The following is a 20782-nucleotide window of genomic DNA, read 5'->3' on the forward strand; positions in this document are numbered from 1 at the left end:
GTCAGGCGCATTCATGCGTGGATTTTTCGCGCGAGGCGCGGCCTGTCGTGCCGGACGCCGGATCAGGAGGCCCGCTGCTTCGGCTGAACGTTCGGAGCCGCCGTCATCTTGACCTTGCTTTCAGCCAGCCCGTGATGGCCTTCCATATCGACGATCAGATGCCAGTGACCGCTTTCCGGAATGACGATGTTGAGCGGCGACTTCTTCGCCACGCCCCCCAGAAACTTGAAGTCGAGCGTTTCCTTGAAGCGCTGGAAATTCGTCGGCGTCATCAGGCGCACATTGTTGACGGCCGAGAGCGTCACTTCGATGATCGTGCCGGCGCGCCGTTCCTTGAGGTCGTAATGGGTGAAACGAAAGGTCGGTTTGGACATCGTGTCCTCGTCTCCAGGCGGTCTAACTTGTCGATCATCCTATACCTGCGGCCGTTAAGGAACGGTTTGGCGGCGGGCGGCGTGCATGGCTGACCGGAGACTTTTTTGGGACGATGCGTTCACCCAAATGAAAGCAGGGCCGACACTGTCGACCCTGCTCGGCTGTGTTTTGAGGTAACGGCTGCCCGTTAGCGATGGGTGCCGATATTGGCTTCGGCCCGCGGTTCGCCGACCGACATGGCCTTGAAGAACGGAACCAGCTGCCAAAGGGCCGACAGGCCGACCAGTACGTAAACGATGGTCGCGAGCGTCGTATCCTGGCCACCGAACAGGGCAGCGACGAGGTCGAAATCGGCAAGGCCAACAAGCAGCCAGTTGAGGCCGCCGACGATAACGAGAAGCAGGGTGATGAGGTTGAGCGCGCGCATGGGGTTCTCTCCGTTGGTGTGGAGTGAAGCTAACAGTTTCAACTGCAATTGGTTCCGGGGCGGTCCTCATGCTGAGGTGCCGCGTAAGCGCGGGCCCCGTGCTGAGGTGTCCACCATCACCCAAGTGCGGAACGAACCCTCGGCAGATCCTCGGCACATCCTCGGGTTAAACCCGAGGATGGGGATGACGGCATGTGGGGTGGGCCCAGTGTCCCCCGCCAGCGGTTTCGGAGTGTTGCGACGCTTGCGGAGGATACCCCTCCTCTCCGCGATCGTCATCCTCGTCCTCGGGTTTAACCCGAGGATGTCCCGAGGATCTGCTAGCGTGTCTGCAGTCTCAAGGCGCAAGGCAGCCGCACATATTCGGACTGTCAAAAACCCCAAGCTTCGCCGCCGGTCGGGATCGTCTCCCTCCGGGTGGCTTGAAACTTGTCTCGGACGAGGCGCCAGAAGCAACCTGTCTAAGTATATATGTGGCTCCTTCCGGCGCCTCGTTCGGCGTCTTTTCCCGCTGCATGCGTCCCTCTGGCAAGGCGGCGACGGTCCTCGGGATCCTCGGGCTTGACCCGTGGACCGAGGATTGACCGGGCGTAGGGTCCGGCTTTGACAGAGTCCTCCCGAAGAAGTGTCTGCCATAGCCTGGCCGGTGGCCCGGGAGGTTCCCGCCGGATGGTGCACCATGCCGACCGGGACCCTCGCCCGGGGGATGCGGCCCTGGTCATGTGCGACCTCGGTCCTCATCCCCGCCGTTTGTTTCGCCCCGCTGTCTGGGTGTTCGCGACAGCGCGGGCGCCTTGTCTGTGTGCCTCTGAGGCACGTCCTTCCGATCAGGGTATCCAGGTTTTGGGGGCATCCGTCCCCATCACCCTCGTCAAGCCCTTCGTCCGGAGGGAGACCGTTGCAGCGGGCCGGGGATTTGTGCCTGCGACAGCACGTCACCCCGGCGCCGGCCCCGCCTCGCCTGACATCGCATCGTCAGGTGTATCCGAGGGCGGGACGGAGCTGAGTCTACGGGAGGAAAAATGGGCGGGGATGAAAAAACATGTCGGGGTTTGATTTCGTTAGAGAATCTCTCGAAGTCGTCCCCCTTTTTTGCCACTGATGCCGCGTTTGTGGCCTTGCCCCTCACCCTACCCTCTCCCCGCAGGCGGGGAGAGGGGGGCGCAAGCATCGGCCGTCTCGGCCTTCTCCCCGCCTGCGGGGAGAAGGTGCCGGCAGGCGGATGAGGGGCAGAGGCGGCAAGCGCGACGTCATCTGTTGGCGGGCTTGTGTTTGGATCCTCGGGTCATCCTCGGGTTTAACCCGAGGACGAGGATGACGACCTTTGGGGGTGGGGTGGGTATTCTCCTCAGGCTTCGTGCGATGAAGACGGTAGAGGAGGATACCCGCAGCCTCCCCACCCTCCGTCATCCTCGGGCTTGACCCGAGGATCCAGACACAAGCTCTCAAATGCCCGATCAGGGCCAAACCTCAGATTTCGCAAGGGGGGGCTCGGTGAAGGTGGTGCCCTCGAAACTGTGCCCCTCTCCGGGAAAATCTGAAGTTTAGGCGGCTTGCGCACGCCTAAGCCTTCGATTTTCCGTCCTTCCCCGCATGGGGGGAGGTGGGCCTCCCAGAACGAATTCGGCCCGAGGTTTCCCCCGGGCCGAAATCTCACTCTATTCTCAACTGATCAGCTGCACCCACTCGTCGCGCCACACGTGTCGCACTTCTCGCACGTGCCATTCCGCACCATCGTGAAGTTCTGGCATTCCGAGCACATGTTGCCCGTATAGCCTTGCGCGATGGAGCGCATGCGGCGGGAGGCCTCGAGCTTTTTGGCTTCGGCCTTGGCAGCCGCTGCCTCGTCGGCGGCGGCATCGGAGAAGAGGCTTTCTTCGGCGATCTCTTCTGCCAGTTCCACGGCGCGTTCCTCGTAGTCGCGCTTGAAGGACACGACTTCGGAGGTGGCGATCGCGGTGGTCACTTCCAGTTTTCGGGCGGTGGCGCCGGCGGAGAAGGCGGTGACGGAGGATGCCTTGGCGGGGGCGGCGGTGGCGGCTCCCTTGGGCTCGGCGCCGGCCGCAGCCGGCATGTGGCTGGAGACGAGCGTCGGCTTGTAGCCGCGGGTCAGACCCTTGGAGACGACGTCGGCCTTGCCTTCCTTGACGCCGCGGCCCAGCGCGGTCGCGGAGAAGTCGGAGGTGTCGACATGGGCGAGGTCGCTGCGACCGAGATAGGAGATCGCAAGCTCCCGGAAGACGTAGTCGAGGATCGACGTCGCATTCTTGATCGCGTCGTTGCCGGTCACCATGCCGGCCGGCTCGAACTTGGTGAAGGTGAAGGCGTCGACATATTCCTCGAGCGGCACGCCATATTGCAGGCCGAGCGAGACGGAGATGGCGAAGTTGTTGATGAAGGCGCGAAGGGCCGAGCCTTCCTTGTTCATGTCAAGGAAGATTTCGCCGAGGCGGCCGTCGTCATATTCGCCGGTGCGCAGGAAGATGGTGTGGCCGCCGATCTTCGCCTTCTGGGTGTAACCCTTGCGGCGGGTCGGCAGCTTTTCCTGTTCGCGCACCACCCGCTCGACGATGCGCTCGACGATGCGTTCGGTGATGGTGACGGCCTGGGCGGCGGCCGGCTGCTGGATCAGGTCTTCGAGCGCATCCTCATTGTCCTCGTCCTCGATGAGGGAGGCATTGAGCGGCTGGCTGAGCTTCGAGCCGTCGCGATAGAGCGCGTTGGCCTTCAGTGCCAGCTTCCAGGACAGCATGTAGGCGGCGCCGCAGTCTTCGACGGTCGCTTCGTTCGGCATGTTGATCGTCTTGGAGATCGCACCCGAGATGAAGGGCTGGGCCGCCGCCATCATGCGGATGTGGGATTCGACCGAGAGATACCGCTTGCCGATCTTGCCGCAGGGATTGGCGCAATCGAAGACCGGCAGATGCTCGGCCTTGAGGAAGGGGGCGCCTTCCAGCGTCATCGCACCGCAGACATGGATATTGGCGGCTTCGATGTCCTTCTTCGAGAAGCCCATGTGCTCCAAGAGGTTGAAGCTCATGTCGGCGAGCTGCTCGTCGGAGACCTTGAGGGTTTCCTTGAGGAAGTCGGCGCCGAGAGTCCACTGGTTGAAGACGAACTTGATGTCGAAGGCGGCCTTCAGCGCGCCGTTGACGGCTTCGATCTTTTCGTCGGTGAAGCCCTTGGCCTTCAGCGTCGAGGGGTTGATGCCCGGCGCCTGGTTCAGGTTGCCATGGCCGACGGCATAGGCGTCGATCTCGGCGATCTGGCTTTCCGAATAGCCGAGCGTGCGCAGCGCTTCCGGAACGGCCGCGTTGATGATCTTGAAGTAGCCGCCACCGGCGAGCTTCTTGAACTTGACCAGCGCGAAGTCGGGCTCGATGCCGGTCGTGTCGCAGTCCATGACGAGACCGATCGTGCCGGTCGGCGCGATGACCGAGACCTGGGCATTGCGGTAGCCGTGCTTTTCACCGAGCTCGAGCGCCTTGTCCCAGGCCGCCGTGGCATGGGCGATCAGGGCCGGATCTGTGCAGTCGGCATGAACAAGCGGAACCGGGTTGACCGAGAGGCCTTCATAGCCGTCCGACAGACCCTGGGCGGCGCGGCGATGGTTGCGGATGACGCGCAGCATGTTGTCGCGGTTCGGCGCAAAGCCCGGGAAGGGGCCGAGTTCCGAGGCGATTTCGGCAGACGTCGCATAGGAGACGCCGGTCATGATGGCGGTGAGCGCACCGCAGATGGCGCGGCCTTCGGCGCTATCGTACGGGATGCCCGAGGACATCAGGAGGCCGCCGATATTCGCATAGCCGAGGCCGAGCGTGCGGTATTCATAGGAGAGTTCGGCGATCTGGCGCGACGGGAACTGCGCCATCATCACGGAGACTTCGAGAACGACGGTCCAGAGGCGGACGGCGTGTTCGTAGTCGGCGATGTCGATCTTCTTCGTCTCGGCATCCTTGAACTGCAGGAGGTTGAGCGAAGCCAGGTTGCAGGCCGTGTCGTCGAGGAACATGTATTCCGAGCACGGGTTCGACGCGCGGATCGGGCCGGCAGCCGGGCAGGTGTGCCAGTCGTTCATCGTCGTGTTGAAGTGCAGACCCGGATCGGCCGATGCCCAGGCGGCGTAGGAGATCTTCTCCCAGAGGTCGCGGGCCTTCAGCGTCTTCATCACCTTGCCGTCCTTGCGGGCGGTGAGGTTCCACGTGCCGTCATTCTCGACAGCGCGCAAAAAATCGTCCTTCAGCGAGACGGAATTGTTCGAGTTCTGGCCGGAGACGGTGAGATAGGCTTCCGAATCCCAGTCGGTGTCGTAGGTCTTGAACTCGAGATCCTTGTAGCCCTGCTGGGCGAACTGGATGACGCGCTTGATATAGTTTTCCGGAACCTGGTCCTTCTTGGCGGCGCGGATTTCGCGCTTCAGGGCCGGGTTCTCGTTCGGGTCGAAGCAGGCGCCGTTGTCGGCCTCGCAGTTGACGCAGGCCTTCATGATCGCCTTCAGGTGACGGCCGACGATCTTGGAGCCGGTGACGAGGGCGGCAACCTTCTGCTCTTCCTTCACCTTCCAGTCGATATAGGCTTCGATATCGGGATGGTCGATGTCGACGACGACCATCTTGGCCGCACGGCGGGTGGTGCCACCCGACTTGATGGCGCCCGCTGCGCGGTCACCGATCTTGAGGAACGACATGAGGCCGGAGGAGCGACCGCCGCCGGAAAGCTTTTCGCCTTCGCCGCGCAGATAGGAGAAGTTGGAGCCGGTGCCGGAGCCATACTTGAAGAGACGGGCCTCGCGGACCCAGAGGTCCATGATGCCGCCTTCGTTGACGAGGTCGTCTTCGACGGACTGGATGAAGCAGGCATGCGGCTGCGGATGTTCATAGGCCGACTTGGACTTCACCAGCTTAGCCGTGAAGGGGTCGACATAGAAATGGCCCTGGCCGGGGCCATCGATGCCATAGGCCCAGTGCAGGCCGGTGTTGAACCACTGCGGGGAGTTTGGCGCGACGCGCTGGGTGGCGAGCATATAGGCAAGCTCGTCCTTGAAGGCGGCAGCGTCTTCTTCGGACGAGAAATACTTGCCCTTCCAGCCCCAATAGGTCCAGGTTCCGGCCAGGCGATCGAAGACCTGGCGGGCATCGGTTTCGGAGCCGTAGCGCTCTTCAGCGGGCAGGGCCGCGAGCGCCTTTTCGTCGGCGACCGAGCGCCAGAGGAAGGAGGGAACGTCGTTCTCCTCAACCTTCTTCAGGATCTTCGGCACGCCGGCCTTGCGGAAATATTTCTGGGCGAGAATGTCCGCCGCCACCTGGCTGAACTGGGCCGGGACGTCGATGTCGGCAAGACGAAATACGATTGAGCCGTCGGGGTTCTTGATCTCGCTGATGGCCTTGCGGAACTCGATCTCCGCGTATGCGGACTGTCCCGGTTTGGTGAAGCGACGTTCAATGCGCATCTGCCTGTGTCCCTCGATCTTGGGCGCCGGAAATCGGCGCGAAAAATGGCGTCCGTCTGCACGCGTCAAACCGCGCAGCCGGTGTTTCGTTCGTCTGAAGGGTGATTCATCCGAAGACTACGACACCCTGTATCTTGTGGTGATGATGGCTGCAAACGCTAAATATAGTATTAACAGTTTATTGCTGCCAGACATAGACCCCGCTTGGCGGTCAAAAATCGCACAGAAATCCTAGCGTGGGCGACGTCCTCAGAACGCCGTTCCACCTCGAAGAAAGCCGCCACAATGTTTGATGAAACCCAGCCTCGTTAATGCCCGGTCCAGTCGCCGCCGCAACACGATCCATTAACATCGACGTGACTGATTCCGTCAAGGGGTGGTCCATGAAGGAAATGTTAACGCTATATCTTGTGGCTGCCTTCTGTGGATAACGGGCAAAAGGCGGAAGCCACGGGAATGACTGCGCTTTCCGCCGCGCCAATGGCCGGCTCGTCAGGCGATGTCGAATGTCAAGCGGCTGTCATGAATATTTTAGCGTTTCGACGTGGCACACAAATCCTGGTAGCCAAGTCCCTGATTTCGACGCTGGTGGGCGATTTTCCGGGTCGATAAAAGCTGGGGATGACGGCCGGTGAAGCGATGCGCAGGCCAGAGCTTTCGATCTGTGACCCGATCCTTGAATTCGTCACAGTGCAGTGCAGCAGTCTCCCGAATTTGATGCCCAGATGGCAACGAATTCGCAAGATGTGCCCCCTAAATTAGGGAGAGACCGTGTGGAATGAACTCCATGCCCGGCCGGAGCGGCCACCTGCCAGGATGGCGGGACTGCAAGGAGATTCCCCCATGTCGATCGCCAATCTATCCATTTTGAAGAAGGTGAGCCTCGTCGTCGTCCTGATGGGCGTGGCCGCCGCCGCCATTGCTGCCGTCGGTGCCCAGGGCCTGTCATCCCTCGGCACGGCTCTGAAAGACACAGGCGCCCGCGAAGAGGTGGCCCGCGAAGCCATGGACCTGCGCGTCGATATCATCGCCATCTCGCGCATGACCTATCAGCTGGCGCTGGCGCCAGAAAAGGCAGCCGATTTTGCCGCCGAGACCGACAAGCGTGCCGGCGAGATGCTGGCGCGTCTGCCGAAGATCGCCTCGACCGCCAATGCGACCGAAAGTCAGCTGCTCGACAAGATCAAGGGTACGCTGGACGCCTATTTCACCCAGATCCGCGCCATGGTCGCCGTTGCCGGCTCGGATGCCGGCAAGGACCCGGCCGTGATGAAGGCCGAACTTGCGAAAGCGCTGGACGCCCAGAAGGTGGTGACCTCGGCCGTGAAGGAATATTCGACGCTGTCTGCAACGACGCTCACGGCCTCGCGTGACAATGCGCTGGCCGCATCCAGCTTCACCATGCTGGTCCAGATCCTGACCGCAGGCGTCTGCATTGTGCTTGGCGTCGCCATCAGCTTCGTGCTTGCCCGCCGCGGCATCGTCAATCCGATCCGCAGCCTGACGGCCGTCATGTCGGAAATGGCCGGCGGTCAGCTGCCGAAAGAGATCAGCGGCACCGATCGTCGGGACGAAATCGGTGAGATGGCCCGTGCGCTGGAAGTCTTCCGCACCAATGAAGCGCAGATGCGCGCCATGGAAGCTCAGGAAGCCGCACTCACCGCCCAGAGCAAGGACCTTCAGTCCTCGATCAGCGTGATCGTCAAGGCTGCGGCTGCCGGTGACTTCTCGCAGCGCATCTCCAAGGCCTACGAGGATGCCGACCTGCAGCGCTTTGCCGGTTCCGTCAATGAACTGGTCGAAAATGTTGATCGCGGCATCACCGAAGTCCGCCGCGTCATCGCGGCACTCGCCGATGCCGATCTGACGCATGAGATGGAAGGTCAGTTCCAGGGCGCCTTTGCCGAACTGCAGGGCAACGTCAACCAGACCATGGCCGTGCTGCGCCAGACGATGCAGAACATCCTGACGGCGGCAGGCACGATCACCGGCAATTCCGGCGAGCTGTCGTCGGCGGCCAACCAGCTTGCTCGCCGCACCGAACAGCAGGCAGCTTCGCTCGAAGAAACCGCCGCAGCGCTGGAGGAGATCACCACCACGGTCAAGACCTCGACCCAGCGCGCCAACGAAGCCTCGCACATGGTCCGCGAGACCAAGGAAAGCGCCGGCAAGTCGGGTGACATCGTCCGCAATGCGATTGACGCCATGGGCCGCATCGAGCAGTCGTCCAGCAAGATCAGCCAGATCATCTCGGTGATCGACGAGATCGCCTTCCAGACCAACCTCTTGGCGCTGAACGCCGGCGTCGAGGCGGCCCGTGCCGGCGAAGCCGGTCGTGGTTTCGCCGTCGTCGCGCAAGAAGTGCGCGAACTGGCCCAGCGTTCGGCCAACGCGGCCAAGGAGATCAAGACGCTGATCAACACCTCCGCCGAAGAGGTCAAGGGCGGAGTCTCGCTGGTCCTGTCCACCGGCGATGCGCTGCGCGAGATCGAAAACCTCGTCAACCGCGTCAACGACCATGTCGTGACGATTGCGCGTGCGGCGGAAGAACAGTCGGCGGCGCTCGGCGAGATCAACACCTCGGTCAACCACATGGACCAGATGACCCAGCAGAACGCGGCTATGGTCGAAGAAACGACGGCAGCAAGTCAGGTTCTGGCTGGCGAAGCACGCCAGCTCCAGGCCCAGCTCGCCCGCTTCCAGCTGGATGCCGGCCAGTCCAACTCTACCGGTTATCGCACGGCAGCATAAGATCCTTCGCGAATTGGCTAAATAGCAAAGAAAGGAAGCGCCGCAGCGATGTGGCGCTTCTTTCGTTTGGAAGATGGAACGGGCTATGTACCATGACTTGAAATCGCCCTCAGGCATAGCGCGGGGCAAGGGAAACCGAATGCTTGAGGAGGTGCAGGGCCATGAAGCTGTTGATACTGGGTGCGACCGGTTTGGTCGGAAGCCGCGTTCTGGATCTGGCGCTCGCCGATCCTCGGGTCACATCTGTGACCGCCCCTAGCCGGAGACCACTGCCCAGGCGGCCAGGGCTATTGGCCCCGGTCGTGGATTTTGAGGCGCTGCCGCAGGATCCATCGATCTGGACTGTCGATGCCGTCATCTGCGCGCTCGGTACCACGCTTAAAACGGCCGGATCGCGCGAGCGTTTCCATCGCGTGGATCACGACTATCCCGTCGAAATCGCCAAGCTTGTAAAGGCCAACGGTGCGCGGATCTTCGTGCTCAACTCGGCAAAGGGGGCTGACGTGAACTCGCTGTTCTTCTATAGCCGGGTGAAGGGCGAGACAGAGCGGGAAATACAGGCGCTCGGATTCGAGAGCACAGTGATCGTCCGCCCCGGCTTGATCGACGGGCCTCGGACAGAGCCTCGCCCTCTTGAGGCATGGGCGGGGAGGGTGCTTTCGCTGTTGAAACCGATCCTGCCACGTTCGGCGCGGGCCAATCCGGGGGAGGCAATCGCCCGGGTGATGCTCGACGCGGCGTGCGCTGCAAGGCCGGGCGTCACCGTCGTGCCCTCGCAGGATCTGCTCTAAGGGCACGACGTTTTTCTCCTTGTCGGCAGTGGCCTCAGTTGAAGCGACCGAGCGGCAGCTGGCGGGTCACATCGCTGACCTGCGGCGTGCTGATCCGGCGGTAGCGCGCCTCGACGAAGTTGTAGATGCCAAAGGCAGCAAGGCCGAGGGCGACGATTGCGTAGATGATTCCGCCGAAAGGTAGCTCATGCACCCAGGCGAGCGCATCGGCCATGCCGCCGGCCTGCTGAGGATCGACGGTGAACGCGGCATAGACGAAGAAGACGCCGATAATGCCGAAGACCGCGCCGCGGGCGACGAGACCATAGATCGAGACGAGCACGGCCGGCGAATTCTTCTCGGCGTCGAGCTCGAGGTAGCGCCCGAACTTGCGCTTGATGCCCTTCATCGCCGTCACCACGCCGCCAACAATGAAGCCAATGCCGATGATACCGGCCAGATAACGTCCAAAGGGCTGGGCCATGACCCAGGCGGCAAGTCCCTCTTCGCCACCAGATCCGCCGCCGCCTGACATCTGCAAGGCCATGCCGAGGCTTGTCAGCGCAAGGCCGGCATAGGTGATGGCGCTGCCGAACAGGGCAGCCCTGACGGCATAGCCCTTCATGTCTTCATCCTGTCCATCGGCATTGGCGAGCGACTGCGCAAGCCGCCAGGCGACAAAGCCGGCAAGCCCGATCCCGATCAAGGCGATCCAGATCCGTCCGAAGGGCTGCTGCAGGATGGCGGTGAGTGCCGATTTTGTGTCCGCTTTGCGACCGGCGAAACTGGAGAAAAGCGCAAGGCCGGCCACCATCAGGAAAACGATGCCGCGCGCGCCATAGCCGGCGCGCGCCAACAGGTGAAATTTCGACCGTGTGTTCATGGAACCCTCTCCTATTCGTGGGGAGGAAACGGAGGAGAGAGGGCGGGGTTCCCTGATCCTTTGAAGAGACCCTGATAGCTGCGGAACCGCGGGCGTGCGAACGGGTTACCCTGAGGAGAAATTGGCAAGGCGAGGACAATCTTATGGCGATCGAGCCGAGTGATGAGCAGCGGCAGGCTCCCGACCAGAACGACTATGCACCAAAGACCGCATCGGGTGCTCAACCCGGCTTTGTTCTGTCGGCCTGGTCACTTGTGCTGGGCGCCGTCTTTCTCGTTCTGATCCTCGGCGGCTTGCTGGTGATATGAGCAGACGCAACGCTCGTCGAAAAACTCAACCAATCGGTTGACAATAATTGTTCGGCGGCGCATCTTCAACCACATGGTTGAATTACGTAATAACCCTCTCGATACGATCTTTCACGCGCTGGGCGACGAAACCCGTCGCCGTATGCTGGCGGCCCTTTCGGACGGCGAGCGGAGCGTTGGTGAACTGGCGGAGCCCTTTGCCATGTCGCTTGCGGCGGCTTCCAAGCATGTGAAGGTGCTGGAAAACGCCGGCTTGATCCGTCGTGAGGTGAGGGGACGCACCCATCTCTGCCGGCTGGAGCCGGGACCGCTTGCCGGTGCCCACCAGTGGCTGAGCGCCTACGAGCACTTCTGGACCGGCCGGCTGGATGTCCTCGAGCGGATCCTGCGCGCGCACGACGCCGCACCTTCCCGCAACGATGACAAGGATGGAGAGTGACGATGACGGAAAGACTGGCTGTGAATGCCTATGGGCGGCTGGCTGAGCCGCAGACTTTGGTGATCGAGCGGCTTTTGCCGGGACCGGCTTCGCGGATCTGGGCTTATCTCACCGACAGCAATCTGCGGCGGCAATGGCTGGCTGCGGGCGCGATGGAGGAGAAGGCAGGCGCTGCGTTTGAGCTCGTCTGGCGCAATGACGAACTGACCGATCCGCCGGGGAGCCGACCGGAAGGTTTTGGCGAGGAAATGCGCATGAAGAGCCGCGTCCTGGAACTGCAGAAGGACAAGCGGCTTGTCTTCACCTGGGGCGAAAGCGGCGAGGTCTGCTTTGATCTGAGGCCCGAGGGCGATGAGGTCTTGTTGACCGTCACCCATCGCCGCATTTCCGATCGCGCCAACCTGCTGATGGTCGGGGCCGGCTGGCACATGCATCTCGACATTCTCCAGGCCCATGTCACAGGCGGCAGGACGGCGCCCTTCTGGGACGGCTGGTTGAAGCTGAAGGGCGAGTACGACACGCGGCTGCCAGCCTGAAAGGCTGGTTTCTGACGGAGGAAGCCTCCCCGGCGACGGGGAGGCTTCGTTGTTGCGGCTGAAGATCACACTCTTTACGGCGTGGCGGGGTTGGAGGGCGGCGCGGTCGGTTGGGCATCTTGGACTGCGCCCTCCGGTTCCGTCGCCGGCACATCCGTCTGTGGCGGCGTCGTCGAGGGTGGTGCGAGTGTGCCATTGCCCGGATCGACTGGCGGGGCCGGGGTCGGGGCAACGGCCGGATCCTCGGCCGGGGCCGTGGCGCCGGGGGTATTGCCTGAGGTGCCGGCTGGGGCGCCGTCGGGGGCAGGTTGCACGTCCGTTAACGGTGCTGCGGTATCGGTACCGTCGCTCGACGCCGGTGCAGGGGTCTGCTGCGCATTGGCAGCCGGCGAGCCCTGCGGCATCTGGTCGGTTCCGATCGGTTCGGCCGGAGGGGTCGCGCCGTCTGCGGTTACCCGCCAGACGGTATTGCCGGCATCGTCAGCAACGAGTAGCGCGCCGGTTCCGTCGAAGCCGAGACCGACGGGCCTGCCACGGGCCTCTTCCTCGCCATTCAGGAAGCCGGTGAGGATGTCCTGCGGCTTGCCAGAGGGCTTGCCGTTTTCGAAGGGCACGAAGAGCACCTTGTAACCGTTGAAATGATCGCGGTTCCAGCTGCCGCGATTGCCGACAAAGGCGCCGTTGGCATAGGGACCCGGCATGCCCATGCCATAGGAGAAGGTCAGACCAAGCGCGGCCACGTGGCTGGACAGCGCATAGTCCGGCTTGATCGCCTGCTCGACCATGTCGGGACGCGGCGGATGCAGGCGCGGATCGACATGCTGGCCATAATAGCTCCAGGGCCAGCCATAGAAGGCGCGGTCCTTCACCGAAGTCATGTAGTCGGGCACCAGGTTGGGGCCGAGCTCGTCGCGCTCGTTAACGACGGTCCAGAGTGCTCCGCTTTCCGGGTTGAAGGTCAGCCCGTTCGGGTTGCGCAGGCCGGACGCATAGATGCGCGAGGCGCCGCTCTCACGGTCGATCTGCCAGATCGCGGCACGGCCCTTTTCCGCCTCCAGTCCGCGCTCGCCGGCATTGGAATTGGAGCCGACCGAGGCATAGAGGAAGCGACCGTCCGGGCTGAGCGCCAGATCCTTGGTCCAGTGGTGGTTGATCGGGCCCCCGGGAAGCGGCGACACGATGCGGGGCGGCGTGGTGATCTCGTTCTGGCCGAGCCTGTAGTCATAGGCGAGCACCGCATCGGCGGCGGCGACATAGAGCGTGTCGTCGGCAAAGGCGAGGCCGAAGGGCGAGTTCAGATCCTTGAGCAGGTCGTGGCGCTCGTCGACGGTACCGTCCCGGTCGCTGTCACGCAAAAGGGTGATGAGGTTGGTGGGCTTCGGCTCGCTGCCACCGCCGCCCGACGCGATGCTCATGATGAAGCCGCGGATGATGTCCTTCGGACGCTCGACGGGCTTGCCGGGGGGCGCCTTGCTCTGCACCACGAGTACGTCGCCGTTCGGCAGCGTATGGACCGTGCGCGGATTGGAGAGGTCGCGCGCGTAAGCCGTGACCGTGAAGCCATTGGCGGCCGTGGGTGTCTCGTCCTCGCTCCAGCCGACGACCGGCGCGACCTTCAGGTCGGGCACGAGGCTCTGACTGGGCTCCGGCAAGGCCGGGTCCGCGCCGATCTGCGTGCTGGTGTCGAAATCGTCGTCGCTGTCGCTGCAGCCGGCAAGGGCGAGAACAAGAAGGGCGGTGGAGGCGAGTGCTGCACGGTGAAGCCGCGTCTGCTTGCGGGGTGAAGACGGGGTCATGGGATCCTCCAGGCATTGGCAGTTCGGGTTCCGGCATTGAGATAGGCGGCCGCGATCATCGCGAGCAGCGTGACAGCCGATGCGATGAGCCCTGCGGGAACGATCGCCGTCCAGCCGTCGCCGGCATGGATGAAGCTGTTGACGAGCGCCAGAAGCAGCACGGCGATGAAGGCAAGCACGGCACCGAGCGACGGGCGAAGCGCCCGGGTGGCGGGACGGACGTAGTCGATCAAGCCCGCGATCAGGGCCAGCGCCCCCATGACCAGACCGAAAAACAGGAGCCAGTCGGAAAAATTGCTCCACATCAGGTTGGAGGTTCGCCAGTAGATGATGTCGGTCAGCAGCGTCAGCGTGAAGCAGACAAAGGGGAAGGGCACGAAGATCGCGGAGAATGGATAGGCGTTCGACGCGGCGGGGGGAGATTGCAATGCAGCCATGATGGATCTCAGCCTGTCTGGAGGTGGGACATGGCTTTGATACGGCTGGCGGTGGTGATTTGTTCCCTCACAAAACCGGCAGCTGTCGGATTGCATCGACGCGCGAGACTGGAAGCCCGTTGGTCCTGACGCAAAACGGCCGCCCGGAGGCGGCCGATCTGTGGGTGCTGCTTCGGCGACAAGCCGGAAGCTTCGGGCATTTCAGGATCAGAGCGCATCCATATTGATGCCGACGGTGACGGCGCCGATCGGCGTGCCGCTTTCGTCGCTGATCGTCACCGAAGCCTGCGACTGCAGGGCCTGGGTGGACTCGTCCTTTTCGACGTCGTCGACGAAGATCGCATCCTTGCCGGCGCCGAAGCTCTTTTGAAACTTGGCTTCGTCACCCTGCCAGTAGTCGGAGGTCGTGTCGCTCTGGCCGACATTGAGACCCTTGGCATCCATCACGAAGACTTCGGAAATAACGCCATTCGAGCCGGCCTGCTTTTCCTGCAGGAACTTCGACAGGTCGTTGCCGAGCACTTCCGAGATCATCGGTTTGTCGGCTGCCTCGACTTCGGCGCGCCACTTCTTGTCGAGCGCATCGATGTCCCCGTCGCTGAGGCCGCTCGTCTTTTCGTTCTGCGCCTTGATGGCGCTGATCACGGCCGGGTCGGAGAGCCACGGCACGACATTTTCCTTCAGATAAGCGGTAACCGGTGCCACATGCGCCTCTTCGGCAAGACTGGTGCCGGCCATGAAGGCCATGGCGCCGAGGGCAATGATGCTGGTCAGGATAGGCTTCATCGGACGTTTCCTCATGTCTGGTTTTGGTGGAGACCCGATGGGCAACCTCCCGGATCTCCATGGGAGGTAAGTGAGGTAAGCAAGAGTTCAGGCGACGCGGCGCATCTCTTCGCTGACGCCGTCGAGATCGAAGCGGTTGGCGGCCTGTTGCAGCACACGGCTCTGGGTCAGCAGTTCGTGGCAGGCGGCCGACGTCTCCTCGACCATGGCGGCATTCTGCTGGGTTGCCTGATCCATGCCGTTGATCGCCTGGTTGATTTCCTGCAGGCCGGAGGACTGCTCGCGGTAGGAGGCAACCATCGCCATGATGGTTTCGGTGATAGTGCCGATGCGGCCTTCGATCTTGAGAAGGGCTTCGCCGGTTTCGTTGACCAGACTGACGCCGCCGGCGACCTCGGTGCTGGATACGGCGACGAGTTGCTTGATTTCCTTTGCCGCATTGGCCGAACGCTGCGCCAGCTCGCGCACTTCCTGGGCCACGACCGCAAACCCCTTGCCAGCCTCACCGGCACGGGCTGCTTCGACGCCGGCGTTGAGGGCGAGCAGGTTGGTCTGGAAGGCGATTTCGTCGATGACGCCGATGATCTGGCCGATCTGGGACGAGGAGCTCTGGATCCGATCCATGGCGCCGATGGCGCGGCGCACCACTTCTGCGCTCTCGCGGGCTTCCGCCTTGGCCTCGCCGACCATCTGACCGGCCTGCTCGGCCTTGCGCGACGAGGTCTGAACGGTCACGGTGACCTCGTCCAGAGCCGCTGCCGTTTCTTCGAGCGTCGCCGCCTGCTGTTCGGTGCGTTTGGCCAGCTGCTGTGTCTGGTCAGCCAGTTCGCCGGCGCCGTTCTCGACGGCGATGGATGCCGTCTTGATCGAGCTGATCGCTGCCGTGACGCTCTCGACCATCGCGTTGAAATCCTGGCGCAACTGGGTGAATTCTGGCCCGAGGTCCTGCAGCCGTGCCGCAAGCTTGCCCTGCGCCAGCAGGGCGAGCGCATCGCCGACCCGCTCCATGATCAGCCGCTGGGTTCGGGCGCTCTCCTCAGTGAGCTCGGAGTTGCGCGCCCGTTCACTGTCGATCGTGCGTTGCTGTTCCTCGGCCCGCTGGCGGTCGGCAAGGGTGGCGATGGCATCGCGCCGGAACTGTTCGAGCGCACGGGCGAGGAAGCCGATTTCGTCGCCGTTTTTCTGGTAGACGACAGGCGTTTCGAGGTCTCCGGCCTGCAGCGCCGAGATACGGGCGCTAAGGGTGCCGAGGGGCGTGCCGACAAGGCTGCGCATCGCGATGAGGAAGGCGAAGATGGCGACCGTAATGACTGCCGTCTGCGCGCCGATCGATACCATGGCATTGCGCTTCACCGTGGCCTGCATCTTCTGAGCGGACCAGGTTGTGTAGACATAGCCGGAGATCTTGCCCGCCTTGTCCCGCGGCAATGGAGCGATGACGGAAACGACGCCGGATCCAAGATTGCTCTCGTCGAAGACCAGGGCTTCAGGGGACGATTTGAGTGCCGCTGTAATCGCGTCGTCCGCAGCGAGGCCCTCGACGCCGTCGCGGCGCCAGCTGTTGACCATCTTGAGGTCTGCGGTCAAAGCGGCGAACTGGACGAGGTCGAGATCCGGATTGTCGCGGTAGAGTGTGTAGGTTTCGGCAACGGCATCCGCTTTGCCCCATTTGACGCCGCCGGCGGCAAGAGACGCGAACTGATTGGTGTCCTTGCCCCAGCTGGCTTGAGACAGGCCGAGCATGGTGCGGCTCTGGTCGACCCAGTTGTAGGTAGCGAGGCCGACGATCCCCACCAGGTTGATGACGACAATCAGCGTCGCCAGTTTGAAGGTCAGGGACAGGGAGTTCAGGACACGTAGCATCTCGGGACACGACCTTCCGACGGTTTGCAGGGGCTGGAGAGACGAAACACCATGCGCGCGCAATACAGTCAGTCATGACCGAAGAGCCTGTTGGGGATTCTGTCGCATGAGAAGAAGTTAATATTGGAGAGTTAAGATATGCTGAAGTTCGAAAATACCATTCGATTTTAGGGTAAACGATCCGCTTTTCGAGAAGGGGCTCCGTGAATTCGCGCAAAAAGGCCCGCTCACGGGCGCGAGCGGGCCGGGTCGGAACAGCTATTTCAGGCTTACGTGGCTTGCGCGTTAACCTTTGGAGCCCTTTGCGATCGGTTCCTGATAGGTGAAGCCCATGTCCCAGGGGAAGTAGATCCAGGTGTCCTGGGAAACCTCGGTGACGAAGGTGTCGATGGTGGGCACGCCCTTCGGCTTGGCATAGACGCAGGCAAAATGGGCCTTTGGCATCATCTCGCGGACTTCGAGGGCGGTCTTGCCGGTATCGGTCAAGTCGTCAACGACGAGCACGCCGGCGCCGCCATCGGTCATCAGCTCGGGGGTGATGCCCTTCAAAAGGCTGAGTTCACCCTGGTTGACGTAGTCGTGGTAGGAAGCGATGCAGACCGTCTCGATCAGGCGGATGTTCAGTTCGCGCGAGATGATGGCCGCCGGCACCAGCCCGCCGCGCGTGATGCAGACGATGGCACGGAACTCCTGACCAAGACCGGCGAGACGCCAGGCGAGCGCACGCGCGTCACGGTGAAACTGGTCCCACGAGACGGGAAAGGCTTTATCGGGAAGAGACATGCGAAAGGCTCCGCTGGCTGAAGGTTTGGGTCACGCCGAGGACGGCGCCTGCGACGGAAGTCCGCATGGCCGGCGCGCACAAGGCCCGCCCCAAACGCGTTTCGCGCGGCTTAAACCGCGCGAAACCCTTACCCTTTGCAGGCTCCAGTCATTGGTCTTGCTCATAGCGGGAATCCCGAGCCTCTGGCAAGAGCTTGTGCGGGGACACGGGCCAGCGGGTCACCGCGACAGCAGTGTCAGTGCCGTCATCGAATCGAGCAGTGTGCGGGTGACGCCGCCGAACAGCATTTCCCACCAGCGCTTATTGCCATAGGCGCCCATCACCAGCAGGTCGATGGAGCCGTCGGACAGGCGGTTCTCGATCGCCATGGCGGGCGCAAGCCCGCTCTTCTGCTGGCTGTTGACCGACACCTTGATGCCATGGCGGGCAAGCGTTGCGGCAATCTCGACGCCGGCCATATCCGCGGTCTGGGCCGCCGTTTCGGCTGCGTCGACCGTAAAGATCTCCACCTCTTCGGCCGCCAGGAGGAAGGGCAGGGCGTCGAAGGTGGCTCGCGCTGCCTCGCGCGAACCATTCCAGGCAATCAGCACCCGGCGGATCGGCTGAGGCTTGGTCAGGATGTGAGGAATGAGCAGCACGGGGCGACCGCTTTCGAAGAGAAAGCTTTCAAGCTCGGATCGTGCTTCGGACAGGAGGCCGCTTTCACCCTGCGCGGCAATGACCAGATCGCAGCTGCGGGCGCTGTCGACGAGGGCGGCGGAATTGAAGCCCGACGACGTGACGAAGCTGCGCCATTCATGGGACAGGCCTTCCCGCCGCGCAGCTTCGCGAAACAGCGTCTCGACCTCTTCGGTTTCCCGATGCGCCATATCCTGCAGAGCCTGGACCGTCACAGGATCCGGGATCTCCATCGGCGCAACCAGCGGCACGACGGCAACCGCCTCCGCATGGGCGCCGATGACATGCGCCTGAAACTGGTTAGCGAAAGCCACCGCGAAATCGGTGACCTGACGCGTGTTTTTCGGTGTATCCAAAATGGCTAGAAGCGTCCGGTAACTCATCGTCGTCTCCTTCTGCGGCCCTTAAATCGCGTCCGCCTGAGATAACTATGGGTTCCATATGCCGGTTCCGCCTTGACCTCGGTCAAGCCGGAACGGCGGTTCTACGCCTCACGCCACCTCTCCGGTGCCGAGATCGCGACTGAGTGCGGCCTGTTTGTCCGAGCGAATGGCCTCGATCATCAAGTCTACGTCGGCCGCTGCGGCGTCGACCAGTGCCTGATCCCTGGCTCTGACGATCAACTCGGTCGAGAAGCGGATGCCATCGAAATGAGGATAGGAGCCGATGGAGGTCTGCGGATGGGCTTTCTGGATGACGCCGAGCGCCGTCCCGATGTCGCCTTCGCCGAAGGGGCAGGCAATCGCCCGCGAGATGACCCGCTGACCGACCGGCAGCTCCGAAACGACATGGGCAACCATGGCCTGGAAAACCTGCGGCACGCCCGCCATCACATGCACGTTACCGATGATGAAGCCCGGTGCCGTGGAAACCGGATTGGGAATGTGGCGGCTGCCCTGCGGCATGCGGGCCATACGCTGGCGGGCCTCCGTGAAGGGGAGCCCCCGGCCGGCATACATGTCACCGAGCAGTTTCATCGCGTCGTGATCGTGAAGGCAGGGCACGCCGAAGGCTTTCGAGACCGCATCGGCCGTGATGTCATCATGGGTCGGGCCGATGCCGCCGGAGGTAAAGACATAGGTATATTTCGCGCGCAAGGCATTGAGCGCCTCGACGATCGCATCCTCGTCGTCCGAAACGATCCGCACCTCCTTGAGGTCGATCCCCGCCACCGTCAAGAGATCGGCAAGATGGCCGATATTCTTGTCCTTGGTGCGGCCGGACAGAAGTTCGTCCCCAATGGCGAGCATGGCAGCGGTCTGGATGGGTGTGGTCATGGAAATATCCTGTGAAACGGGGCAGGCGGTATGGGCCTATGCTTCACGCTTTTCTGGCCGCGAGAAGAAGTAAAGCCCGTGTTTGGTTGAACAGTGCGTTCCCGCAGCCATGACTGGTCGCCGGTCTGGAATGCGCTAAATCTGACGCATCCATTAGCGCGGCGGGGCCGCATGTTCAAAGGGAGATACGACATGGCAAAGGTACTGGTTCTCTATTATTCCGCATATGGCCACATCGAAACCATGGCCTATGCAGTGGCCGAAGGCGCAAAGTCCGCAGGTGCCGATGTGACCGTCAAGCGGGTTCCGGAACTGGTGCCCGACGATGTTGCCAAGGCCTCCTATTACAAGATGGACCAGAAGGCCGAGATCGCCTCGCCGTCGGAACTCGACCAGTATGACGCGATCATCGTCGGCGCCGGCACCCGCTATGGCACGGTCGCCTCGCAGATGCGCAATTTCTGGGACCAGACCGGCGGCCTCTGGGCACAGGGCAAGCTGACCGGCAAGCTCGGCTCGATGTTCACCTCGACCGCGACCCAGCACGGCGGCCAGGAATCGACGATCCTCGGCTTCATCCCGACCTTCCTGCACCACGGCATGGTCTATGCCGGTCTGCCCTATGCCTTCCAGGGCCAGATGGGCGTGGAGCAGGTCAAGGGCGGCTCGCCCTATGGCGCGTCCACGATCACCGACGGCGACGGCTCGCGCCAGCCTTCGGAGATCGAACTGGAAGCGGCAAAGTTCCAGGGCGCACATGTGGCAAAGCTTGCTGCCAAGCTCGCCTGAACCGGTTCGCATCGGTCATGACGAAGGGGCGGGAGGAATTCCGCCCCTTTTTCGTGGTTATCTTTCACGATCTGTAAAATGCGACGCATCGAATTTAGGAGGGGTTCATTGCGCGGTGCGATCATGTGACCGTCAACACAGACGGGACATGAAGCCGTGCAGAACGATGAAAAACGCCGAGAACCCAGATTGCGGGCTTTGAAAGCTGGCCGTGCCGTTGTGTCCGGCGGCTATTCGACATTCGACTGTACCGTGCGAAACTTGTCGGCCGGCGGCGCGAAGGTCGTCTTCGAAAACACCGCCGACATCCCCGCCCACTTCCGCCTGCGCTTCGAAGACGGCACCTCACACGACTGCGAAGTTCGCTGGCGCACACCCCGCGAGGTGGGCGTGCAGTTTCTGGATGCCAGGGCGGGGTGATGCTCGTTCGAAGA

Annotated in this window: 18 protein-coding genes; 7 read left to right on the forward strand and 11 right to left on the reverse strand. The window is 62.5% G+C overall.

Annotated features, from left to right (window positions below):
* Positions 1-62: 62 nt before the first annotated feature.
* The 3 genes from FJQ55_RS08450 to FJQ55_RS08460 all read right to left on the reverse strand — a co-directional run bounded on the left by FJQ55_RS08450 (position 63) and on the right by FJQ55_RS08460 (position 6251).
* Complete coding sequence (locus FJQ55_RS08450; protein WP_140827146.1) at positions 63-374, reverse strand: DUF1883 domain-containing protein; 312 nt, start codon at positions 372-374, stop codon at positions 63-65.
* A 188-nt stretch (positions 375-562) separates the two neighbouring features.
* A complete protein-coding gene (locus FJQ55_RS08455; protein ID WP_140827147.1) occupies positions 563-802 on the reverse strand; it encodes a DUF378 domain-containing protein in 240 nt (79 codons plus the stop codon).
* A 1672-nt stretch (positions 803-2474) separates the two neighbouring features.
* A complete protein-coding gene (locus tag FJQ55_RS08460; RefSeq protein ID WP_140827148.1) occupies positions 2475-6251 on the reverse strand; it encodes a vitamin B12-dependent ribonucleotide reductase in 3777 nt (1258 codons plus the stop codon).
* Positions 6252-7094: 843 nt separating this feature from the next.
* Between FJQ55_RS08460 and FJQ55_RS08465 the strand changes: the two genes are divergently transcribed.
* Positions 7095-9002, forward strand: a complete 1908-nt coding sequence (locus tag FJQ55_RS08465; protein WP_140827149.1) for a methyl-accepting chemotaxis protein — start codon at positions 7095-7097, stop codon at positions 9000-9002.
* 161 nt (positions 9003-9163) lie between these two features.
* Complete coding sequence (locus FJQ55_RS08470; protein ID WP_140827150.1) at positions 9164-9793, forward strand: NAD(P)H-binding protein; 630 nt, start codon at positions 9164-9166, stop codon at positions 9791-9793.
* Positions 9794-9827: 34 nt separating this feature from the next.
* Here the strand turns inward: FJQ55_RS08470 and FJQ55_RS08475 are convergent, their stop codons facing one another.
* Entirely contained in the window at positions 9828-10655 is an 828-nt protein-coding gene (locus FJQ55_RS08475) for a DUF1206 domain-containing protein (RefSeq protein ID WP_140827151.1), read from the reverse strand.
* A 143-nt stretch (positions 10656-10798) separates the two neighbouring features.
* Between FJQ55_RS08475 and FJQ55_RS23325 the strand changes: the two genes are divergently transcribed.
* The 3 genes from FJQ55_RS23325 (at position 10799) to FJQ55_RS08485 (ending at position 11938) form a co-directional block, all read left to right on the forward strand.
* Positions 10799-10963 carry a hypothetical protein gene (locus FJQ55_RS23325; protein ID WP_161596968.1) on the forward strand — a complete coding sequence of 55 codons (165 nt, stop codon included), beginning with the start codon at positions 10799-10801 and terminating at the stop codon, positions 10961-10963.
* Positions 10964-11036: 73 nt separating this feature from the next.
* On the forward strand, positions 11037-11402 hold the full coding sequence (locus tag FJQ55_RS08480) for an ArsR/SmtB family transcription factor (protein WP_140827152.1): 366 nt from the start codon (positions 11037-11039) through the stop codon (positions 11400-11402).
* Positions 11403-11404: 2 nt separating this feature from the next.
* The gene (locus FJQ55_RS08485) at positions 11405-11938 is read left to right on the forward strand and encodes an SRPBCC family protein (protein ID WP_140827153.1); all 534 of its coding nucleotides are present in this window, start codon (positions 11405-11407) and stop codon (positions 11936-11938) included.
* 74 nt (positions 11939-12012) lie between these two features.
* Here the strand turns inward: FJQ55_RS08485 and FJQ55_RS08490 are convergent, their stop codons facing one another.
* The 7 genes from FJQ55_RS08490 to FJQ55_RS08520 all read right to left on the reverse strand — a co-directional run bounded on the left by FJQ55_RS08490 (position 12013) and on the right by FJQ55_RS08520 (position 19559).
* Positions 12013-13734: a PQQ-dependent sugar dehydrogenase gene (locus FJQ55_RS08490; RefSeq protein ID WP_140827155.1), complete on the reverse strand. Its 1722-nt coding sequence runs from the start codon at positions 13732-13734 to the stop codon at positions 12013-12015.
* Complete coding sequence (locus FJQ55_RS08495) at positions 13731-14171, reverse strand: DUF2231 domain-containing protein (protein ID WP_140827156.1); 441 nt, start codon at positions 14169-14171, stop codon at positions 13731-13733. Before FJQ55_RS08495 ends, FJQ55_RS08490 begins: the two co-directional genes overlap by 4 nt.
* 207 nt (positions 14172-14378) lie before the next feature.
* Positions 14379-14957 carry a hypothetical protein gene (locus FJQ55_RS08500; RefSeq protein ID WP_140827157.1) on the reverse strand — a complete coding sequence of 193 codons (579 nt, stop codon included), beginning with the start codon at positions 14955-14957 and terminating at the stop codon, positions 14379-14381.
* 87 nt (positions 14958-15044) lie between these two features.
* Entirely contained in the window at positions 15045-16820 is a 1776-nt protein-coding gene (locus FJQ55_RS08505) for a methyl-accepting chemotaxis protein (protein WP_140827159.1), read from the reverse strand.
* Between the two features lie 285 nt (positions 16821-17105).
* On the reverse strand, positions 17106-17603 hold the full coding sequence (gpt, locus tag FJQ55_RS08510; RefSeq protein WP_140827160.1) for a xanthine phosphoribosyltransferase: 498 nt from the start codon (positions 17601-17603) through the stop codon (positions 17106-17108).
* 219 nt (positions 17604-17822) lie between these two features.
* Positions 17823-18665, reverse strand: a complete 843-nt coding sequence (locus tag FJQ55_RS08515) for a universal stress protein (protein ID WP_140827162.1) — start codon at positions 18663-18665, stop codon at positions 17823-17825.
* A gap of 108 nt (positions 18666-18773) precedes the next feature.
* On the reverse strand, positions 18774-19559 hold the full coding sequence (locus FJQ55_RS08520) for a competence/damage-inducible protein A (protein ID WP_140827164.1): 786 nt from the start codon (positions 19557-19559) through the stop codon (positions 18774-18776).
* 192 nt (positions 19560-19751) lie between these two features.
* On the opposite strand from FJQ55_RS08520, the gene wrbA reads away from it, so the two are divergent.
* Together wrbA and FJQ55_RS08530 are read left to right on the forward strand one after the other, a co-directional pair.
* Positions 19752-20348, forward strand: coding sequence for an NAD(P)H:quinone oxidoreductase type IV (gene wrbA / locus FJQ55_RS08525; protein ID WP_140827166.1), 597 nt, complete (start codon positions 19752-19754; stop codon positions 20346-20348).
* Positions 20349-20504: 156 nt separating this feature from the next.
* Entirely contained in the window at positions 20505-20768 is a 264-nt protein-coding gene (locus FJQ55_RS08530) for a PilZ domain-containing protein (RefSeq protein ID WP_140827168.1), read from the forward strand.
* Positions 20769-20782 lie beyond the last annotated feature (14 nt).

It is taken from the genome of Rhizobium glycinendophyticum (genome assembly GCF_006443685.1).
Classification (GTDB): Bacteria; Pseudomonadota; Alphaproteobacteria; order Rhizobiales; family Rhizobiaceae; genus Allorhizobium; species Allorhizobium glycinendophyticum.

Bases quoted from the DNA above. Each gene is read 5' to 3' on its own strand.
- FJQ55_RS08470 (WP_140827150.1), top strand. From the start codon at position 9,164: ATGAAGCTGTTGATACTGGGTGCGACCGGTTTGGTCGGAAGCCGCGTT.
- FJQ55_RS08505 (WP_140827159.1), bottom strand. From the start codon at position 16,820: ATGCTACGTGTCCTGAACTCCCTGTCCCTGACCTTCAAACTGGCGACG.
- wrbA (WP_140827166.1), top strand. From the start codon at position 19,752: ATGGCAAAGGTACTGGTTCTCTATTATTCCGCATATGGCCACATCGAA.
- FJQ55_RS08490 (WP_140827155.1), bottom strand. From the start codon at position 13,734: ATGACCCCGTCTTCACCCCGCAAGCAGACGCGGCTTCACCGTGCAGCA.
- FJQ55_RS08515 (WP_140827162.1), bottom strand. From the start codon at position 18,665: ATGAGTTACCGGACGCTTCTAGCCATTTTGGATACACCGAAAAACACG.
- FJQ55_RS08475 (WP_140827151.1), bottom strand. From the start codon at position 10,655: ATGAACACACGGTCGAAATTTCACCTGTTGGCGCGCGCCGGCTATGGC.
- FJQ55_RS08520 (WP_140827164.1), bottom strand. From the start codon at position 19,559: ATGACCACACCCATCCAGACCGCTGCCATGCTCGCCATTGGGGACGAA.
- FJQ55_RS08495 (WP_140827156.1), bottom strand. From the start codon at position 14,171: ATGGCTGCATTGCAATCTCCCCCCGCCGCGTCGAACGCCTATCCATTC.
- FJQ55_RS23325 (WP_161596968.1), top strand. From the start codon at position 10,799: ATGGCGATCGAGCCGAGTGATGAGCAGCGGCAGGCTCCCGACCAGAAC.
- gpt (WP_140827160.1), bottom strand. From the start codon at position 17,603: ATGTCTCTTCCCGATAAAGCCTTTCCCGTCTCGTGGGACCAGTTTCAC.
- FJQ55_RS08455 (WP_140827147.1), bottom strand. From the start codon at position 802: ATGCGCGCGCTCAACCTCATCACCCTGCTTCTCGTTATCGTCGGCGGC.
- FJQ55_RS08480 (WP_140827152.1), top strand. From the start codon at position 11,037: ATGGTTGAATTACGTAATAACCCTCTCGATACGATCTTTCACGCGCTG.
- FJQ55_RS08485 (WP_140827153.1), top strand. From the start codon at position 11,405: ATGACGGAAAGACTGGCTGTGAATGCCTATGGGCGGCTGGCTGAGCCG.
- FJQ55_RS08450 (WP_140827146.1), bottom strand. From the start codon at position 374: ATGTCCAAACCGACCTTTCGTTTCACCCATTACGACCTCAAGGAACGG.
- FJQ55_RS08460 (WP_140827148.1), bottom strand. From the start codon at position 6,251: ATGCGCATTGAACGTCGCTTCACCAAACCGGGACAGTCCGCATACGCG.
- FJQ55_RS08500 (WP_140827157.1), bottom strand. From the start codon at position 14,957: ATGAAGCCTATCCTGACCAGCATCATTGCCCTCGGCGCCATGGCCTTC.
- FJQ55_RS08465 (WP_140827149.1), top strand. From the start codon at position 7,095: ATGTCGATCGCCAATCTATCCATTTTGAAGAAGGTGAGCCTCGTCGTC.